Origin of the sequence: Allomuricauda sp. M10, assembly GCF_020782875.1 — a bacterium.
In the GTDB taxonomy this organism is placed as follows: domain Bacteria; phylum Bacteroidota; class Bacteroidia; order Flavobacteriales; family Flavobacteriaceae; genus Flagellimonas.
In genome coordinates, this window is sequence record NZ_JAJGBN010000001.1 from 659,967 (window position 1) to 680,244 (window position 20,278).

Annotated in this window: 14 protein-coding genes; 2 read left to right on the top strand and 12 right to left on the bottom strand. The window is 43.8% G+C overall.

Features of this window, described 5'->3' with window-relative positions:
- Nucleotides 1-15: 15 nt before the first annotated feature.
- From LKX84_RS03080 to rhuM, 8 genes are all read right to left on the bottom strand, one after another.
- Nucleotides 16-1,821, bottom strand: a complete 1,806-nt coding sequence (locus LKX84_RS03080; RefSeq protein WP_228235648.1) for an acyl-CoA dehydrogenase family protein — start codon at nucleotides 1,819-1,821, stop codon at nucleotides 16-18.
- A gap of 43 nt (nucleotides 1,822-1,864) precedes the next feature.
- Entirely contained in the window at nucleotides 1,865-2,215 is a 351-nt protein-coding gene (locus tag LKX84_RS03085; RefSeq protein ID WP_228235649.1) for a four helix bundle protein, read from the bottom strand.
- Nucleotides 2,216-2,253: 38 nt separating this feature from the next.
- Nucleotides 2,254-3,444, bottom strand: a complete 1,191-nt coding sequence (locus LKX84_RS03090; RefSeq protein WP_228235650.1) for an acetyl-CoA C-acyltransferase — start codon at nucleotides 3,442-3,444, stop codon at nucleotides 2,254-2,256.
- 84 nt (nucleotides 3,445-3,528) lie between these two features.
- Entirely contained in the window at nucleotides 3,529-5,934 is a 2,406-nt protein-coding gene (locus LKX84_RS03095; protein ID WP_228235651.1) for a 3-hydroxyacyl-CoA dehydrogenase/enoyl-CoA hydratase family protein, read from the bottom strand.
- Nucleotides 5,935-5,949: 15 nt separating this feature from the next.
- Nucleotides 5,950-6,399, bottom strand: a complete 450-nt coding sequence (locus tag LKX84_RS03100) for a MarR family winged helix-turn-helix transcriptional regulator (RefSeq protein WP_228235652.1) — start codon at nucleotides 6,397-6,399, stop codon at nucleotides 5,950-5,952.
- A 558-nt stretch (nucleotides 6,400-6,957) separates the two neighbouring features.
- The gene (locus LKX84_RS03105; protein ID WP_228235653.1) at nucleotides 6,958-8,727 is read right to left on the bottom strand and encodes an AMP-dependent synthetase/ligase; all 1,770 of its coding nucleotides are present in this window, start codon (nucleotides 8,725-8,727) and stop codon (nucleotides 6,958-6,960) included.
- 127 nt (nucleotides 8,728-8,854) lie between these two features.
- Nucleotides 8,855-12,547 (bottom strand): phosphoribosylformylglycinamidine synthase, encoded by a 3,693-nt coding sequence (gene purL / locus LKX84_RS03110; RefSeq protein WP_228235654.1) that lies wholly within the window; start codon nucleotides 12,545-12,547, stop codon nucleotides 8,855-8,857.
- Nucleotides 12,548-12,677: 130 nt separating this feature from the next.
- Complete coding sequence (gene rhuM / locus LKX84_RS03115; protein ID WP_228235655.1) at nucleotides 12,678-13,661, bottom strand: virulence protein RhuM/Fic/DOC family protein; 984 nt, start codon at nucleotides 13,659-13,661, stop codon at nucleotides 12,678-12,680.
- Nucleotides 13,662-13,908: 247 nt separating this feature from the next.
- Here rhuM and LKX84_RS03120 point away from each other — a divergent pair, with 247 nt between their 5' ends.
- Nucleotides 13,909-15,501 (top strand): amidohydrolase, encoded by a 1,593-nt coding sequence (locus LKX84_RS03120; protein WP_228235656.1) that lies wholly within the window; start codon nucleotides 13,909-13,911, stop codon nucleotides 15,499-15,501.
- 78 nt (nucleotides 15,502-15,579) lie between these two features.
- Here the strand turns inward: LKX84_RS03120 and LKX84_RS03125 are convergent, their stop codons facing one another.
- The 3 genes from LKX84_RS03125 to LKX84_RS03135 form a co-directional block, all read right to left on the bottom strand.
- Nucleotides 15,580-16,482, bottom strand: a complete 903-nt coding sequence (locus tag LKX84_RS03125; RefSeq protein WP_228235657.1) for a helix-turn-helix domain-containing protein — start codon at nucleotides 16,480-16,482, stop codon at nucleotides 15,580-15,582.
- Nucleotides 16,483-16,540: 58 nt separating this feature from the next.
- Nucleotides 16,541-17,383 carry an SDR family NAD(P)-dependent oxidoreductase gene (locus LKX84_RS03130; RefSeq protein ID WP_228235658.1) on the bottom strand — a complete coding sequence of 281 codons (843 nt, stop codon included), beginning with the start codon at nucleotides 17,381-17,383 and terminating at the stop codon, nucleotides 16,541-16,543.
- Between the two features lie 118 nt (nucleotides 17,384-17,501).
- Nucleotides 17,502-18,713 carry an RsmB/NOP family class I SAM-dependent RNA methyltransferase gene (locus LKX84_RS03135; protein ID WP_228235659.1) on the bottom strand — a complete coding sequence of 404 codons (1,212 nt, stop codon included), beginning with the start codon at nucleotides 18,711-18,713 and terminating at the stop codon, nucleotides 17,502-17,504.
- 59 nt (nucleotides 18,714-18,772) lie between these two features.
- Here LKX84_RS03135 and LKX84_RS03140 point away from each other — a divergent pair, with 59 nt between their 5' ends.
- Nucleotides 18,773-19,804, top strand: coding sequence for a WD40/YVTN/BNR-like repeat-containing protein (locus LKX84_RS03140; RefSeq protein WP_228235660.1), 1,032 nt, complete (start codon nucleotides 18,773-18,775; stop codon nucleotides 19,802-19,804).
- Between the two features lie 60 nt (nucleotides 19,805-19,864).
- On the opposite strand, the gene LKX84_RS03145 is transcribed toward LKX84_RS03140, so the two are convergent.
- Entirely contained in the window at nucleotides 19,865-20,218 is a 354-nt protein-coding gene (locus tag LKX84_RS03145) for a DUF6515 family protein (RefSeq protein WP_228235661.1), read from the bottom strand.
- Between the last annotated feature and the right edge of the window lie 60 nt (nucleotides 20,219-20,278).

A 20,278-nucleotide genomic window follows, 5' to 3' on the forward strand; every position in this document is an offset into this window, starting at 1 on the left:
CCAGCAAAATTTGAATTAGTCAAAGGTATACCCGTTATCCGCAGCTACCTTGTCCGCAATTTGCGTTCGAAGGGCCACAACATTGGGTTGGTTCGTATACTTGGTGAAGCGTTTCAATCCCATCAACATCATGCGTTGTTCATCACCTTCTGCAAAGGAAACTACGGCTTCCTTGGCTTTTTGTTGGATGATGTCAACGGCCCTGTACAAATACAGTTTGGACATGGCTATTTGGGTTGCTTGGGCTTCTTCACCAAAGCGTTTTGCATTTTTCTCGGTACGAAGAATGGCAGATTCGGCCATATATACCTGGATCAAGATATCCGAAGCGGCCATCAACAACATTTGATGTTCTTCCAAGTCTGGGCCAAATTTCTGCACGGCACTTCCGGCTACCATCAGGAAGACTTTTTTCAAACGGGCGATCATATCCTTTTCTTCAGCAAAAAGAGCTGAAAAATCGGGCGTGTCGAAAGAAGGGATTCCCATCAACTCTTCACCAACGGCAGTTGCCGGACCTAAAAGATCCACATGGCCTTTCATGGCTTTTTTCACCAACATACCAACGGATAACATCCGGTTAATTTCGTTGGTTCCCTCATAAATTCTTGAGATACGGGCATCTCTCCACGCTTTTTCCATAGGCGTATCGGCACTAAAGCCCATCCCCCCAAAGATCTGGATTCCTTCATCCGTGGTTTGTTGCACGTGTTCGGAAACGGCTACTTTCAAAATGGAACATTCGATGGCGTATTCTTCCACGCCTTTAAGTTCTGCTTCTTGGTGAGTGTTACCACTGGCTTCGCGAAGGGTAATTCGATCTTCGATATTTTTGGCAGCTCTATAACAAGCCGATTCATCCACATAAGCATTCGTGGTCATATCGGCTATTTTAGCCTTGATGGCCCCAAAGTTCATGATAGGAGTCTTGAACTGGATGCGCTCGTTGGCATATTTGGTGGCTTCGTTCACAATGCGACGTTGGGCTTCCAAACAGGCAGCAGCCAATTTAATCCTACCGATGTTAAGGGCGTTCATGGCAATCTTGAAACCATTTCCTCTTTCGGAAAGCATGTTTTCCACAGGTACTTTGGTCTCGTTGAAGAACACCTGACGAGTAGAGGAGGAGTGGATGCCCAACTTTTTCTCTTCGTCACCCAAAGTGATGCCATTGCTAGGGTCGTTCTCCACGATGAAACCAGTAATGTTTTTATCGTCCTCGATACGGGCGAATACAATGAACATATTACAGAACCCTGCATTGGAGATCCACATTTTTTGTCCAGTAATGCTGTAATATTTACCATCCGCAGAAAGTACGGCCTTTGTTTTTCCAGAGTTGGCATCGGAACCTGCACCGGGTTCTGTCAAACAATAGGCGCCAAACCATTCGCCAGTGGCCAATCTAGGTACATATTTTTGTTTTTGCTCCTCAGTACCGTACAGAGTGATGGGCATGGTGCCAATCCCGGTGTGCGCCCCAAAGGCGGTACTAAAAGAACCTGTGGCCCCAGAAATGTAGTCGCAGACCAACATTGTGGACACGAATCCCATTCCCATACCACCGTAAGCTTCAGGAACAGCAACGCTCAAAAGTCCCAATTCCCCAGCCTTTTTCATACACTCTTCGGTGTAGGCGTAATCTTTTTTCTCAAATCGTTCCCAATGTGCCCAAAGCTCCCGGTCCACAAATTCCTTGGTGCTTTCGCGCATCATTTTTTGTTCTTCGTTGAGGTCTTCCAAGGTAAACACATCTTCGCAGTTGGTTTCCTTGACCAAGAATTGGCCACCTCTCAATATGTCTTTTTCTGTTGTTTCCATTTTTATGTTGATTAAAGAAGATAGAAAATAGAGGATAGGCTTTTTACAACCTGTTTTGAAACACCATGGTCATCTTTTGCCATTCTTCAATCTTATCTTCAAGTTTGTTTAAATTTTCAGTGTCAATATAGTTACGATGTTTAGCGATTAAAATTTGTGTTCCCAGTTCAAATGAAGACCCCAATGCAACATCAATAAAGTACTTAAAGGATTTATCGGTTCTTGAAGAGCCCTCTGCTATGTTGCTCGGTATTGAAACTGAACACCTGCTTATTTGGGAACTTAAATCATACCGCTCATGCACAGGGAAGTTGAGAAGTAAATCTGAAATATCATTTGCTATTTCCAATCCAAGAGACCAAATCTTCAAGTTTTTATAGTTATGTCTTTTCATTAGGAGGAATCTCTTTTTCTCTATTCTCTTTTCGAATACTAGGATAAAAACTCGTAGATGCCCGCTGCACCTTGACCTGTACCTACGCACATGGTAACCATGCCGTATTTGCCTTTCATGTTGCGCTTCCGCATCTCATCAAAAAGTTGCACGGATAGTTTGGCACCGGTACAACCCAGTGGGTGTCCCAAAGCAATGGCTCCTCCATTAACGTTTACAATTTCTTGGTTGAGTCCAAGTTCTCTGATGACCGCCAATGATTGGGAAGCAAAGGCTTCGTTGAGTTCAATTAATTCGATATCGTTTTTATGCAGCCCAGCTTGTTTCAATGCCTTCGGAATGGCTTTCACAGGTCCAATACCCATGATACGTGGTTCCACACCTGCTGCGGCATAGTTGACCAAACGGGCAATAGGTTCCAAATTGAGTTCCTTGACCATTTCCTCACTCATGACCATCACGAATGCGGCACCATCACTCATCTGGGATGAGTTTCCTGCGGTAACACTTCCATTTGCAGCAAAAACAGGTCTCAATTTATTTAGGGTAGCAACATTGGTATCAGCCCTTGGTCCTTCATCTTTGTTGACAGTATACGTTGTCGTTTCTTTTTTACCAGCGGCGTTCACAAAAGTATGTTCCACTTCAATCGGCACAATTTGATCCTGGAAACGATTTTCTTCTTGGGCCTTCAAGGCCTTCATATGGGAATTGTAGGCAAAAATATCCTGGTCTTCCCGAGAAACATTGAACTGTTTTGCCACTGCTTCCGCAGTTAGGCCCATTCCCCAATAATAGTCCTCATGACCTTCTTTGGCCGTGGCATAATCGGGTGTAGGTTTGTAACCACCCATGGGAATGTAGCTCATGCTTTCCGCACCCCCGGCAATGATGCAATCCGCCATTCCCGATTGGATTTTGGCCGTTGCGATACCGATGGTCTCCAATCCTGAAGCACAGTAGCGATTAACGGTTACTCCGGGAACATCGTCAATATTGAGTCCCATCAAGGAAATCAATCGGGCCATGTTAAGTCCTTGTTCCGCCTCTGGCATAGCATTTCCCACTATCACGTCATCAATGCGTTTTTTGTCCAGTTGTGGCAGTTCCTTCATCATATATTCAATGGTCTCGGCGGCCAATTCATCGGGTCGCTTGAACCTGAACAATCCTCTTGGCGCCTTGCCTACGGCTGTTCTGTATGCTTTTACTATATATGCTGTTTTCATTTTTTTGGATTCTTTGATTTTTGGATTACTGGATAATCAGATGGGTCTGTTCGAATAATCGAACAATCTAATCATCCAGTTCATCTAATTCCTGAGCGGTTTTCCGGTTTTCAACATGTGTTGTATACGTTCCAAGGTCTTTCTTTCCGTACAAAGGGAAAGGAAAGCTTCTCGTTCAAGGTCCAACAGGTATTGCTCTGTCACCAACGTAGGTTCTGATAGGTCTCCACCGGCCATGACATAGGCCAATTTATCGGCAATTTTCTTGTCGTGTTCCGAAATGTAATGACCCGCTTCCATGGAATCGGTTCCAACCAAGAACATACCCAAGGCTTGTTTGCCCAGTACTTTTACGTCCTTACGCTTCACAGGTTTGGTGTAGCCTGCTTCGGCCATCAATTTGGCATGTGCCTTGGCAGTCGCAATTTGTCGGTCTTTGTTGACCACAACCACATCCTTGCCATGTTGAAGGACACCCAAATCAAACGCTTCATAAGCAGAAGTGGATACCTTGGCCATACCAATGGTCAAGAAATATTCTTGCAAAACGTTCAATTCCACATCATTTTTACGGAAGGTATCGGAAGCCCTCAAGGCCATTTCCTTGGAACCACCTCCGCCGGGGATCACCCCAACACCAAATTCCACCAATCCGATATACGTTTCAGCGGCAGCTACTATTTTATCAGCGTGCATGGAAAGCTCACAACCACCACCTAAGCACATGCCGTGTGGGGCTGAAATGGTGGGGATGGAAGAGTATCGCATCCGCATCATAGTATCCTGAAAGTATTTTATGGCCATGTTGAGTTCGTCATATTCCTGCTCCACCGCCATCATAAAGATCATGCCAATATTGGCCCCCACGGAGAAATTGGCTCCTTGGTTACCGATGACCAATCCCTGAAAATCCTTTTCAGCAAGGTCCACGGCTTTGTTCAATCCGGCCAAGACATCACCGCCAATGGTGTTCATTTTGGATTGGAATTCGCAGTTGAGGATTCCATCGCCCAAATCTTCAATGACCACACCACTGTTTTTGAACACTTCGTTGGATTTTCTGATGTTGTCCAAAATGATGAAAGCATCCTGCCCTGGAACTTTCTCCATGGATTTTTTGGAGATGTCATAGAAATAGGTAGCGCCATCTTTTACGGTGTAGAAGGAATTGATTCCGGTAGCCTTCATTTCGGCTACCCATGCGGCCGCTTCCAAACCTTCGGCCTTGATGAGTTCCAGACCTTTTTCCAGTCCCACGGCATCCCAAATCTGGAAAGGACCATGTTCCCAGCCGAAACCGGCCTTCATGGCATCATCTATTTTATAAAGCTCATCCGAAATTTCAGGAATCCTGTGTGTCACATAAGCAAAAAGGGCACCGAAACTTTTTCTGTAAAACTCCCCGGCTTTGTCTTTTCCATTTACCAAGACAGGAAAACGGTCGATAACTTTGTCAATGGTTTTGGTGAGCTCCAAAGTGGCGAACTTTGCACTTTTTTTTGTGCGATAGTCCATGGTGTCCAGGTCCAGGGTGAGAATATCGCTTTTCCCATCATCACCAGTTACCTTTTTGTAGAAACCTTGCCCGGTTTTACTGCCCAACCATTTGTTTTCCATCATGGTTTTGATGAAATCGGGAAGTTGGAAGAGTTCGTGACGTTCATCATCCGTACAGTTTTCACTGATACCATTGGCCACATGGACCAGCGTATCCAACCCCACAACATCTACAGTCCTGAAAGTGGCCGATTTTGGCCTCCCGATTACAGGTCCGGTAAGTTTATCCACTTCTTCCACGGTCATGCCTAGGTCTTTAACGGCATGAAAAAGACTTTGAATACTGAAAATCCCGATGCGGTTCCCAATAAAGGCAGGGGTATCTTTGGCTACCACAGAGGTCTTGCCCAAGAATTGCTCCCCATAACCGTTCAAAAAGTCCAACACTTCCGGTGAGGTTTTCGGACCAGGGATGATTTCAAAAAGTTTTAAATATCTCGCAGGGTTGAAAAAGTGCGTTCCACAAAAATGCTTTTGAAAATCCTCACTTCGGCCTTCACTCATAAAGTGGATCGGAATACCCGAAGTGTTGGAGGTGATCAGAGTACCTGGGGTCCTGTGCTTGTCCAGATTTTCAAAAACTTGTTTTTTAATGTTCAACCGTTCCACCACCACTTCAATGATCCAATCCACTTGGGAAACTTTGGCAATGTCATCTTCCAAGTTTCCGGTGGTAATGCGGTCAGCAAATTTTTGATGGTAGATAGGGGATGGTTTGGACTTGAGTGCGGCAGTCAAGGAATCGTTCACCAAACGGTTACGGACCGCTTTATCTGCCAAGGTAAGCCCTTTTGCCTTTTCTTTGTCGTTAGGTTCACGCGGAACAATATCCAACAACAGAACCTCGACCCCGATGTTGGCAAAATGGCAGGCAATGCCACTTCCCATGATTCCAGAGCCGATTACGGCAACTTTGTTTATACGCCTTTTCATGTGCGGGTTTGTAAATTAATTATTAGTTGTTTTTATATAGATTTTCTTATCGGTGATAAGTTTGTTGATGATATCGATAGTCTTAAAAAAACCATGTAAATCCTGTTCGGATACATGCTCTTTGACCACTTCGTTGAATCGTAACACCACTTCTTTGGAGGCTTCCCTTTTTTCGAGCCCCAACGCAGTGAGATAAATCAAGACTCCACGCCCATCATTTGGGTTGGGTCTTCGTTCTATATAGCCTCTTTCTTCAATCGTCTTCAATATCCTTGACAAGCTTGTGGCTTCCATGCCCATTTTAGGCCCAAGGGTAGTACTGGGTGTGCCGCCTTTTGGGTCCATACTCAACAATGTAAAACCAATTGCCATGGTAAGCTCATGATTTTTAGCCTCTTCATTGTACATTTTGCTTACCGCTTGCCATGTGGCCCGAAGGGCATAATCTATGGTCAAATCTTTCATAGAACCGGTTTGGTGTTTTCAAATATAACAAAATTTATTATGCATGCATAATAAATTAGAGTTAAGAGGATGGTAATTTTTGTCTTGAGGAAAGAAATTGTAGCTAGGTAGGGTAAATAAAGATATTTATACCCTTGAACATGTATTTGGATTCTTCGCTTTGCTCAGAATAATGATAGCACCCTTTATATTAAGATGTCATGCTGAACGCCGTGAAGCATCTAAAACCAATCCTAACAAAAGGAGATTCTTCGTTTCACTCAGGATGACATTGATTATTGTTAACTGTCAATTGTTCATTGCTAATTGTTCACTTGAGGAAGATACTCAAGAATCAAGAAACAAGATATAAGAGGTTTGGGATTCTTGGCCTTGCTCAGAATGACAATAGTGCCAATTGCATCAAAATGTCATGCTGAACACCGTGAAGCATCTAAAACCAATCCTAACAAAAGGAGATTCTTCGTCCCGATAGCTATCGGGATGCTCAGAATGACATTGATTATTGGTGATTGATAACTGTCAATTGTTCATTGCTAATTGAAAATTGCCTTTTGTTCAATATCCATAAATGTCATTGTAAAGCGCGATGTATTTTTCCTTGATAATTTTTCGTTTCAATTTCATGGTAGGGGTCAGGTGGCGGGCATCCACACTCCATACATCGGGTGTTAGGCGGAATGCTTTCACTTTTTCCCATTTGGCAAATTCTTCATTGGCCAAATCCACTTCTTCCTGTAAACGGGCTATCACTTTTTCGTTTTTGACAAGGTCGGCATTATTCAAAAGTTCCATGCCATGTCTTTTGGCCCATTCCCTAACAAATTCAAAATTGGGCTGGATCAGGGCAGCAGGCATTTTTTCACCCTCGCCAATGACCATGATCTGTTCAATAAAACGGGATTGTTTAAATCGATTCTCCAAAATCTGTGGGGCCACATATTTTCCGCCTGAGGTTTTGAACATTTCCTTTTTACGGTCGGTTATCTTTAAAAATCCTTCCGCATCTACTTCACCAATATCCCCGGTATGGAAATAATCCCCGGTCATGACTTCGGCAGTTTTCTCCGTATCTTTGTAATACCCCATCATTACATTGGGGCCTTTGCATAGGATTTCGCCATCCTCGGCAATCTTTACCTCAACGCCATCAATGATCCTTCCCACTGTACCAATTTTCCAGCCTTTGTTGCGTTGGTCGTTTACGGCAATCACAGGAGAAGTTTCTGTCAACCCATAACCTTCCATCACGGGCATTCCGGCAGCTCCGAAAACCCGTGCAAGTCTGGTCTGTAATGCCGCGCTTCCGGATACCATGATTTCCAGATTTCCGCCCAAACCTTCTTTCCATTTACTAAAGATGAGTTTGCGGGCCAATGCCAATTTCTTTTCATACCACCATCCGTTTGCGCCGTAGGGTTCAAATTTGAGACCCTCCTCAACGGCCCAGAAAAACAGTTTCTTTTTAATCCCTGTCAATAAGGTGCCTTTGGCAATGATGGCATCATAGACCTTCTCCAACAATCGGGGAACCACGGTCATGACGGTGGGTTTAACTTCTTTTACATTATCACTGATCTTGTCCAAACCTTCTGCGAAATAGATTTCCACACCGCAATATTGATATAGGTACAAAATCATACGTTCAAAAATGTGACAAACAGGCAAAAAGCTCAAGGCAGTTGCCCCGGACTCAAAAGGCACCCTTTTTTCACTAGTGATAACGTTGGAAACAATATTGTCATGGGATAACATGACCCCTTTTGGTCTTCCCGTAGTGCCGGAAGTGTAGATTAAGGTGGCCAAATCCAAAGGATTGACCGAATCTTTCAATTTTTCAACCTCCTCTTGGTTGGAGGTATCGGCACCCAATTCCAATACAGATTGCCAATTTTTGCAATTGGTCAGTTCGTCAAAGGAATACACTTCCTTCAAATGCTTCAAGTTGGAGCTTATCATCAGCACCTTTTCCAATACTTCGGCACAGGAAACAAAGCAATATTTGGCCTCGGAATGGTTCAAAATGTATTCGTAATCCTCTTCGGAAATAGTGGGATAGATGGGAACCGTTTGTGCCCCAATCTGTAAAACCCCAATATCCATGATGTTCCACTCTGTTCTGTTGGTCATGGAAATGATGGCAACCTTATCATTGGGCTGCACACCCATGCGAAGTAGGGCCCTGCTGATGGAATTTGCCTTGTTCACATATTCCTGAGTGGAAGTGGCTACCCATTTGCCATTGTATTTGGTGACCAATGACTTTTCTAAGGGGCGTTTTTCAAGTTGGTAATAGGGGAAATCAAATAATCGGGTAACAGATTGCATAGTAAGTTTTATGTAAAGCGATTGCAAATTAGCAAATCAGAGCTTAACAAAGAAAACGATTTAACAATTACCATAGGGAAATTTTGAAAAATCCCTAAATAATTCACAATCTGATGTCCTTAAATTACTAATTGTCCAAGGCTTCCAACCATTCCCTTGCATTTACAAAGGCCTGTAGCCAAGGTGAAACCACATCTTGCCTATCCTTTGGATAGTGGGCCCAGTTCCAAGGGAATGTAGATCGCTCAATATGGGGCATGGTCACCAAATGTCTTCCTGTTTTATCGCAAAGCATGGCCGTGTTGTAATCACTTCCATTAGGATTGGCAGGATAGCCTTCATAACCATACTTTGCAACAATGTGGTATTGGTCTTCATTGTGTGGCAAACTGAATTTTCCTTCGCCATGACTGATCCAAACGCCCAAAGTAGTGCCAGCCATGTTCGAAAGCATCACAGAATTGTTCTCCTGAATTTTTACCGAAGTAAAATTGCTTTCGTGTTTGTGCGACTCGTTGTAGGTCATTCTGCCATGCGTCTCATGTTCTGGATTGATGAGATCCAACTCCATGAACAACTGGCAACCGTTACAAATACCCACGGAAAGGGTATCGGGTCTCGCAAAGAAATCCTTCAAGGCCTTATTGGCTTTTTCGTTGTATTTGAAGGCTCCGGCCCAACCTTTGGCGCTTCCGAGCACGTCCGAGTTGGAAAAGCCGCCCACGGCACCAATAAATTGGATATCCTCCAAAGTTTCCCTACCCGTGATGAGGTCGGTCATGTGCACGTCCTTCACATCAAATCCGGCCAAGAACATGGCATTGGCCATTTCGCGTTCCGAATTGCTTCCTTTTTCGCGGAGAATGGCTGCTTTCGGCCTTTCACCACCTCTCGACTGCGCTCGAGATGACAGTTTTCCTGTAAAATTGGAAGGGAAAACATATTTGAGTGGTTGCTCTTTGTAATTGGCATAACGGTCCTTGGCCAAACCATTGGCAGTCTGTTTGCTGTCCAATAAATAGGACGTTTTGAACCAAGTATCGCGAAGTGATTCGATATTTAGGCCGATTTCCACACCATTGTTCTTGATATGCAGAATGTTACCTTTGGAAACGCTTCCGATTTTATTGAATTTGATGCCACTTTCTTCCAAAACTTTTTCGATGGAACTGTCCTTGGATTGAAGTACCACTCCAATATTTTCAGAGAACAATAGTTTGATGATGTCCGATTCGCCAACTGAGGTCAAATCCAGTTCGGCACTAAGGTCAATATCGGCAAAACACATTTCCAACAAGGTGGTAATCAAACCTCCTGAACCAATATCGTGGCCGGCCAAAATTTGTCTGTCCTTTATCAATTGTTGAAGTGTATTGAAAACCGTTTTCACATAGGCTGCATCCAAAACCGAAGGGGCTTCATCCCCAATGCCATTCAAGATTTGTGCAAAGGACGATCCACCCAATTTATGGGCATCTTTGGAAAAATTGATATAATAAATGTCCCCGCCCTCTTTTTGAAGAACAGGTTCGACAATTTTGGTAATATCATCGCAATGTGCTGCTGCAGAAATGATTACGGTACCAGGGGAAAGTACTTCCCCGTCCTTATATTTTTGTTTCATGGAAAGGGAATCCTTCCCAGTAGGCACATTGATACCCAGTTCGATCACAAAATCCGAAAGCGATTTTACCGCCTCGTACAAACGAGCATCTTCACCTTTGTTGCGGCAGGGCCACATCCAATTGGCGGACAGGGAAACGGATTTCAAACCATCCTGTAAAGGGGCCCAGACTATGTTGGTTAACGATTCCGCCACGCTGTTTCTACTTCCAGCAGTTGGGTCGATCAATGCTGATACAGGGGAGTGCCCAATGCTGGTCGCAATCCCTTCCTTTCCTTTAAAATCGAGGGCCATAACGCCAACGTTATTCAACGGCAATTGCAGTGGTCCGGCACATTGTTGTTTGGCCACTCTACCACCCACGCATCGGTCCACTTTGTTGGTCAACCAATCCTTACTTGCCACAGCTTCCAGTTGAAGTACTTGTTCCAAATAATCGTGGAAAAATTCCAACGAATAGGAAAGGACAGGGTAGGTTTGTTGTGATTTGGTGTCGGCCATGATGGTCTTGGGAGAACTTCCAAACATATCCGAAAGTTCCAGGTTCATCGGGGTTTCACCTGTGGTACTGGAGGTAAAGGTGAATTTGTGGTCCCCAGTTACGGTTCCTACCTGATAAATGGGTGAACGCTCCCTTGCGGCCAAACGATCTAACAATGCCATATCTTTTTCACCGATGACCAATCCCATGCGTTCTTGGGATTCGTTGCCGATCAATTCTTTTTTGGATAGGGTAGGGTCTCCGATGGGGAGTTTGTCCGTATCGATTTTCCCTCCGGTTTCTTCCACCAATTCCGATAGACAGTTCAAGTGTCCACCTGCACCGTGATCGTGAATGGAAACGATCGGGTTGTCATGACTTTCCACCAAACCTCGGATGGCATTGGAAGCCCTTTTTTGCATTTCAGGATTGGAACGTTGTACGGCATTCAACTCGATTGCAGAACTGAATTCTCCTGTATCAGCGCTGGATACGGCAGCTCCGCCCATTCCGATGCGATAATTATCACCACCTAGAACGACTATTCTGTCTCCTGTTTTTGGGGTGTCCTTCAATGCCTGTTCGGATTTTCCATACCCAATTCCACCAGCCATCATGATGACCTTATCAAAACCTAATTTTCGGGCTTCTTCTTGGTGTTCAAAGGTCAAAACAGATCCCGCGATCAGGGGTTGTCCAAATTTATTTCCGAAGTCAGAAGCACCATTGGATGCCTTAATCAAAATATCCATAGGGGTTTGGTACAACCAATCCCTTTCTGCCATTCCTTTTTCCCAAGGACGTTCCTGAGCGGAGTCGAACGGGTCTTCCAAACGGGAGTAGGAGGTCATATACACTGCGGTTCCGGCCAAGGGCAGAGAACCTTTTCCTCCGGCCAAACGGTCACGGATTTCTCCTCCAGAACCTGTCGCAGCACCGTTGAAGGGTTCTACCGTGGTAGGGAAGTTGTGGGTCTCCGCTTTTAACGAAAGCACGGAATTGAATTCCTTTTCCTCATAAAAATCAGGTTTATCGGCAGTTTTCGGGGCAAATTGGATGGCTTTTGGACCTTTGATGAAGGCCACGTTATCCTTGTAGGCCGAAACAATATCATTAGGGTGGGCTTCCGAAGTCTTTTTGATCAACTTGAATAGGGAAGAAGGCATCTCTTCGCCATCGATTACAAAAGTCCCGTTGAAAATTTTATGTCGGCAGTGCTCCGAGTTCACTTGACTGAAACCGAACACCTCGGAATCCGTTAATTTTCGACCTAGTTTTTTAGACAATCCTTCCAGATAGTCCACTTCCTCATCACTCAAGGCCAAACCTTCCTTTTGGTTGTAGGCGGCAATGTCCTCAATATCCAAAATGGGCTCGGGAACAATGTTGATGGTAAAAATATCCTGTCCAAGGCTCCTATATTTTTGGGAGAGCATGGGGTCGTAATCCGAAAAGTCTTCTGAAACAGCATGATACTCCTCAATCCGAATGATACCCGAAATACCCATGTTCTGCGTAATCTCTGTGGCATTGGTACTCCAAGGGGTTACCATGGCGGCACGTGGGCCAACAAAAAAGGCGTCGAGTGACGCCGCTTCTATCTTGGGTTGGTTGCCGAACAACCATGTCAGTTTACTGTTGTCTTCCTGAGCAATTTCCTGTGTGGTTTGGACGGCAAAAACCTTGGTAGCCTTGTCCCCAAAAAAATGGATCATACGAGTGGTGCGTTGAGCGGTTTAAGAAAGTGCAAATTTACGATTTTGGAGTGGAAAATAACGTATCGGATTTTGGATTTGTTAACTACCAGTGTTGATAGTGATAGGTGTGGGATGAACAACATTCCTTTTATGTCCTATTTCTATTCAAAATACTGACTGTCAGTTTTTTGACCATTTCCATTTCTTCAGGCTTACTTGAAGCTATGAACAGGGTAAGACTAGCTAAGGTATCGTTGGAAATTATAATGGTTCCATTTTTACGGTACAACATGTTGTTTTCGTTCAAAAACTTCAAAAAGCAAGCCGCGGCGATGCGTTTATTTCCGTCTACAAAGGAATGGTTCTTCACTATAAAATATAGTAACATGGCCGCTTTTTCTTCAATGCTCGCATAGAAATCATTCTTGCCGTACCCTTTGGATATTTGGGTTATGGAACTTTGAAAATTTTGATCTTTTTCTTTCCCGAAAACATCGGAGTCAAATTCACTCTTCATTTGTTTCACCAAACGTTGATAATTTTCCATACTTGGATAATGAGCTTTAACCATGGTACTACCTTTACTATCCAAATTTTCATGGTCGTAATCATCCAAAAGCTCCAATCCCTTTGAAAAATGCCCCAACCACTCATTGTCATCCAATTCGGATTTTGCTTTAATTGCCCTGTGCAGAATAGAAATGCCATTTTTAAGGATTTGTATTTCTTCATTCTTTTGGGCCAATCGCTTTTCGTTCATGGCAAAACCTTTAACCAAATAATCGTTAAGTCTTTTTGTGGCCCATTGTCTGAACTTTGTTCCTTGTATTGATTTTACCCGGTATCCTACCGAGATAATAACATCAAGGTTATAATATTTGGTTACTTGCTGCTGTTGTTTACCTTGTATGGCACCATGTTGGGTGGTATGTGCAAAATTTGCACTCACCACATCCTCATCTAATTCGCCTTCCTTAAAAATATTTCGGATATGTCGTCCGATCACCGTTCTGTCCCTATTAAAGAGATTACCGAGTTGTTCTTGATTCAACCAAACGGTTTCATTGTTAAACTGCACCGATATTTCGGTTTGACCATCATTTCCTTGATAGATTTCTATTTGATTTTCCATGATAGGGTAATTCAAAAATGAACCTTGAATGGCTTGAATATCGTCAAATTATTCCAAAAGGACAGGATGATAGCTTGGAAGAAATTAGGCATATGTTTTTTCAAGGGAAAATTGTGCTTTGGATAAAAAAACAAAGTAGGATTTTGTCGACTTCATAAAATTGCAGGTACAAGTCTTTGGATTGGTGTTGGTTTTCAACTGATTTCATATCTTAGAAGAATTGTAACTAACTCAAATAGCCAACCTTATGAAAAATGCCAAGATCCTGTTGTCCGGGATAATGATCCTGAGCAGTGTCACCTTTGCATCCGCTCAAAAAAAATACTCCAAAAAACAGATTGAAAAACTAAAAAGCGAAGCCGCTGCTATTGTGGAGGCCCATAAAAAGCAGTCCCAAGTGATGGTGGACAAGGTTTTCAGCTTTGCCGAACTCGGTTTTCAGGAAGAAGAAAGTTCCAAGTACCTTACTGGCATTTTGGAAAGCAACGGTTTTACCATCGAGCATTCCATTTCAGGGATTCCAACCGCATGGTTCGCCACGTGGAGCAATGGCGAAGGTCCCGTAATTGCTTTAGGTAGTGATGTGGACTGTATTCCAAAAGCATCCCAATACCCAGGAGTGGCCTACCACAAACCTATTGTAGATGGTGCACCAGGACACGGGGAAGGCCACAATGCCGGTAACCCGTTAAACATTACTTCCGCTTTGGCCGTGAAAGAAATCATGGAACGCGAAAATATTGGTGGCACCTTGATTTTGTGGCCCGGTATTGCCGAAGAATTGGTAGCTGCCAAGGCTTGGTACGTTCGAGATGGCCTTTTTGATAAAATTGATATGTGCATCTTTACCCACGTAGGCAATAACTTGGGTGTTTCCTGGGGACCTACCAGCGGTACAGGACTTATTTCGGTGGAATACCTTTTTGAAGGAGAAGCCGCCCACTCCGCTGGAGCACCTTGGAGAGGCCGTAGTGCCTTGGATGCCGCTGAATTGATGAACATTGGATGGAACTACAAAAGAGAGCATTTAGATCCCTTAAAGCGTTCCCACTCCATTTTTACGGATGCTGGAGACCAACCTAACGTGGTACCTTCCAAAGCTGCCATTTGGTTCTATTTTAGGGATGTGAGCTACGAAGGTATCATGGATATGTATGCCGTAGCCAACGATATGGCCAAAGGAGCTGCTCTAATGACCAGTACGACCATGACTTCCCGAGTTTTGGGTACCGCTTGGCCACGGCACTACAACAAGGTGATTGCCGAGACCATGTACGAAAACATCAAAGATGTGGGACTTCCTACTTGGACAGAAGCCGATCAGCAATTGGCAAAGGCCGTTCAAACTGAAGTAAAGGCCAAAAAAATTGAAGGACTGCCAACAGAATTGTCCGAATTGGGATTACCGGTTTTGGAGCCCATCAGCGGTGGTTCAGATGACATTGGTGATATTTCATGGAAGGTACCTACCGTGACCATGCGTTTTCCTTCCAATATTCCGGGATTGCCAGGCCACCACTGGGCCAATGCCATTGCCATGGCCACGCCTATTGCACACAAAGGGGTAACTGCAGGTGCTAAAGCCGAGGCCATGACCATTTTGGATTTCTTGTTGAAACCGGAATTGTTGACCCAAGCTTGGGATTATTTCAATAACGAACAGACCAAGGAGACCAAATACCAGCCGATGATTGCTGGAGATGATATGCCTCCCGTCTATCTGAACAAGGAAAAACAGGACACCTTCCGTCCTGCATTGGAGAAGTTTTACTACGATGAGACCAAATATGACTCCTATTTGGAGCAATTGGGGGTTGAATATCCTACGGTAAAACCTTAAGGTTACAGAATACCGTTATATCGAGCGCAGTCGAGAACTCAAAAGAGCTTATCTCGACTCCGCTCGATATGATAAAAATTAATTGAATGACGCCCTAAAAGCCAGCGGTGATTGCTTGGTCTTACTTTTGAACAACTTACTGAATGATTGGGAATGCTCGAACCCTAAAGTGTAAGCAATTTCACTGATGGAAAGTTGGGTAGTGGATAATTTTTCCTTGGCTTTCTCTATCAATTTTTCATGGATGTGCTGCTGGGTACTTTGTCCCGTCAAGACTTTAAGCAAACTGCTCAGGTAATTGGAAGAAACATTCAGGGTGTCCGCTACGAATTGGACGGTCGGTATCCCTTTGTCAATGGCTTCCTCTCCGTTGAAATAGGTGTCGAGAAGATTCTCCAACCGAACCAAAACCTCGTGGTTGTTGATCTTTCTCGTAAGAAACTGTCTTTGATAATATCGTTCGGCATAATTGAGCAATAATTCAAGCTGGGCAATGATAATGTTCTGACTGAATTTGTCGATGTTGGACCGATATTCTTGCTGAATATGCAATAAAACATCGACCAAGGTCTTTTCCTCCTTTTCTGAAAGAAATAGGGCTTCGTTGATGGCATAGCCAAAGAATTCATAGTTTTTGATGGTTTTAGCCAACGGGGTATTCCACAAGAAATCAGGATGGATGAGCAACAACCAGCCTGAAGGTTTCCTTTCCATTGGAAGCATTTCAAACTGCAGTACCTGTCTTGGGCCGATGAAACTCAACAAACCTTCATCAAAATCATATTCCTGTTGTCCGTATCTAACTTTGGCCTGTATGTCCCGTTTCAACCCTATGGAATAAAAATTTTGCGTCCAAGTGATTTGCTTTTCAATGGTCTGGTAGTCCACTTGACCATAATTGACCACACTGATCAAAGGATGTTCGGGTTTTGGGAGTGCACAAAAGTTGTGGAACTCACTTAAGGTATTAAAAGTATGCATACGCTATTGATAGGTATGGGGCAAGGAGGAAAGCCTTGCCCCATTTTCAAATTACACATTAATTTTTAAAGTCCGTGGAATAACTCAATGCTTTGTTGGCCTCCAGTGCAGTTTCCAAGGTTTTCAACTTTTGGTGTGCCATGCCATAAGCGTCGCTGCCCAAGAACAAATGTAGGGCGGGGTCATCACTTTCGGCTACCTTGATGAGTACCTCTGCAGCTTTTTCGGGATCTCCGAGTTGGTTTCCGGCAATCTCTTCTTTATGCAAGCGTTCCGATTCCCTAGCTTGGGCATACACATCCATACGGTTTTTGGCCAATTTCAGGGAATCATCGGATAGAAACTCGGTGCGAAAATACCCTGGGTATACCACTGTGGCATGTACCCCAAAAGGTCCTCCTTCAGTATACAAAGCCTCTGTTAAACCAACGACGGCAAACTTTGTTGCACAATACACGCCAAATCCAGGAAAAGTAGCGACCATGCCCCCAATGGATGCAATGTTGAAAAAATGCCCCGATTGCTGTGCCCTTAAATGGGGCATGGACTTACGGATGACGTTCAACAGGCCAAAAACATTCACGTCAAAATTTTGTCTTGATTCCGCATCAGTAATCTCTTCCAACGTTCCATTTTGACCATATCCGGCATTATTGACGACCACATCGAGATGACCAAAAGTTTCCAGTACCTGCGAAATAGAAGATTCTACACTTTCCTCGTCCATTAAATCTACTTGGAGTGGTAGGAAAGCTTCCTGTTTTCCCACGGCATTTTCCAAAGCGTCTAAGCTTCTGGAAGTGGCCGCTACCTGGTATCCGTGGTTCAACAATGTTTTTACCAATGCTAGTCCCAATCCTTTAGAGGTTCCGGTGACCAACCATACTTTTTTTGTGTCCATTTTCTTATAATTTTTATTGTTATGAATTGACACAGCAAAGTTGCCCCGAAACGAGAGGGGAGATGTAGTCTAATCTACGGTTGTTGTAGCCGAAATTTTGAAAAGGGAATGAAACAGATTAAAGTTTCTTCAAAAGCGCCATGTAAAATCCGTCGAAACCGCTTTGGGAGGCATAAACATTCTGCTCCCTAACCAATTCAAATTCTTTTCCGGCTTCGGAAGCCAAGAATTTTTTGACTTGATCCGTATTTTCCTGCGGAAGGATGGAACAAGTGGCATAGACCATTTGTCCACCTTTTTTCAGCATTTTACTGTAGTTCTGAAGAATGTTCTGTTGTACGTCCATGATACGGTCGATGAACTCAGGTTCCAGTTTCCATTTGGAATCAGGATTTCGTTTGATGACCCCCAAACCGGAACAAGGTGCATCCAGCAATAATCGGTCGGCACTGTTGTGCAGTTTTTTGATGACTTTATTGGAATCGATAACACGGGTTTCCACATTGTGGACCCCATTGCGTCTAGCCCTGATTTTTAGTTTTTTCAACTTGCTCTCATAGATGTCGAGGGCAATGAGTTGTCCTTTATTCTGCATCATCGAAGCCAAGTGCAGCGTTTTCCCTCCGGCTCCGGCGCAGGCATCGATAACGCGTTGACCGGGTTCCACTTCCAAATAGGGTGCCACCAATTGTGAAGATGCATCCTGCACTTCAAAAAGGCCATCCTTAAAAGCTTCGGTGGTGAAAACGTTTTTCCGTTCCTTCAATTTTAAAGCATCGGGATAACCCTTTAAGGTCTCCGTTTCAATCTCTTCCTTCTCTAAAAAAGATTGCAACTGGGGTTTTGGTATTCTCAGGGTGTTGGTGCGAAGAATGACTTCCGCCTGTTGGTTGAGTGCCGCAATTTCCTTGGTCCATAGTTCGTTGCCCAAGGATTTTTCGCCCAATTCATCCATCCAATCAGGAACGGATTCCCTAAACTTCCTGATTTTGGAAAGCTCATCGAACCGTCCTTTGATCCTTCGCTCAGGTGTCCCATCCAATTGTTTCCAATCCGGTAATTTTATGCCGCGCAACACGCACCAAACTCCGAACAATCGGAACAAATGGGGGCGGGTATAGGGTTCGTGGGCTTCCGCAATTTCGGTATACAACCGTTTCCAACGGACAATGTCATAGGTTGTTTCAGCAATAAAGGCACGATCCCTGGCACCCCAACGTTTGTCATACTTCAATACTTTTTCAATGACCTTATCGGCATATTCCCCTTCATTAAAGATCAAGTGTAGGGCATCAATTACGGCAAATACCAAGTTTCTGTGTAGACGCATGACATAAAATAAGGTTGCAAAGGTATCATTTCTCCTTACTTTTGGGGAAAATAAATGTAATGAGGTTATCCATTGTACTTCTGTCGCTATTGGTATTGGCGTCCTGTTCCACTGAAAAAAAGCAACAACCCTTTCAAACGGTCTCTGTCACCCCTGTTTTTGAAGATTCCGTGAGTATCAGGGCGATAACGTTTTTAGATGGCCAAACCTTGGCATTTGCTGGGAGTGGAGGGGTTTATGGTACAGTTGATGTAAACAGTAATAAAGTGCGCTCCAACATCCAAACTTACGATTCATTGACCCCAAGTTTTAGGGCAGTGGGTAAAACATCAAAAGATTTTTTCATGTTATCCATTGAAAGTCCGGCCTTGCTCTATAAAACGGGCGGAAACGGCAAAATGGTAGTAGTTTATAAAGAAGAAGGGGAGGGCGTTTTTTATGATGCCATGACTTTTTGGAACGATATGGAAGGTATTGCAGTAGGTGATACCGTTGATGGTTGTCTTTCCATCATTTTGACCAAGGATGGAGGGGAAAGCTGGGCGAAAATTCCTTGTTCGTCATTACCTGAAGGGATTGAAGGAGAGGGTGCTTTTGCGGCAAGCAACAGTAATATTGCAGTGGCAGGCAACCAAGTTTGGATTGGCACTACAGAAGGACGGATTTATCATTCTGCAGATAAAGGGACGACTTGGAATATTCAACAAACCCCGATCATTCATGAAGAACCAACCCAAGGCATCTATTCCATGGATTTTTATGATGAAAACCTTGGCTTTGCTATTGGTGGGGATTATACATCACCGGAATCCAACGAAAAGAACAAAATCATTACGGTTGATGGTGGAAAAACCTGGAACTTGATTGCCGATGGACAGGAACCGGATTATAAAAGCTGTGTGCAATTTGTGCCCAATTCCGAGGGCAAGGGATTGGTGACCATAGGATTCACAGGTATTTCGTATTCTGCCGATGGCGGGGAAAATTGGAAAGAACTGAGTGAGGAGTCCTTCTTCACGCTTCGCTTTTTGAACGATTCCATTGCGTATGCTGCTGGTAGCAATCGAATAGCCAAACTCGAATTCAAATAAAAAAGAGCGGCGATATCATCGCCGCTCCAGAATCAATAACCAACCAAAAAACAATTAAAACTATACGGTAACGACTACATATTGTCGTCCTGTTCTTTTATACCAAACCCCTCTGTATTTATAGAGTCTGCGTCCGTTCACATATACCACTTTGCTTCCTCTTGGCAAGGTGTTCACGATTACTCCACGTGGTGCGGCGCAGACCACATATTTTCTTCCCCGAGGTTTGTACCATACGCCATCGGCATAATAAAAATTGTTGCTATTGTGCACCACAATTGTGGGACTTGAAATGGTGGTGACAACAGTTCCATATTTTGGATACACCTTCACCACGGTTCTTCTTTGTGCTTGTGCAGCCAAAATGGTTCCCAAAAAGGCAACGATAACCAAAAGTGTCTTCATACGTTTCATAATCTGGATTTTTATGGTTTCTGTATCTAAGACTTTATAATTTTAATATGGTTTAATAAA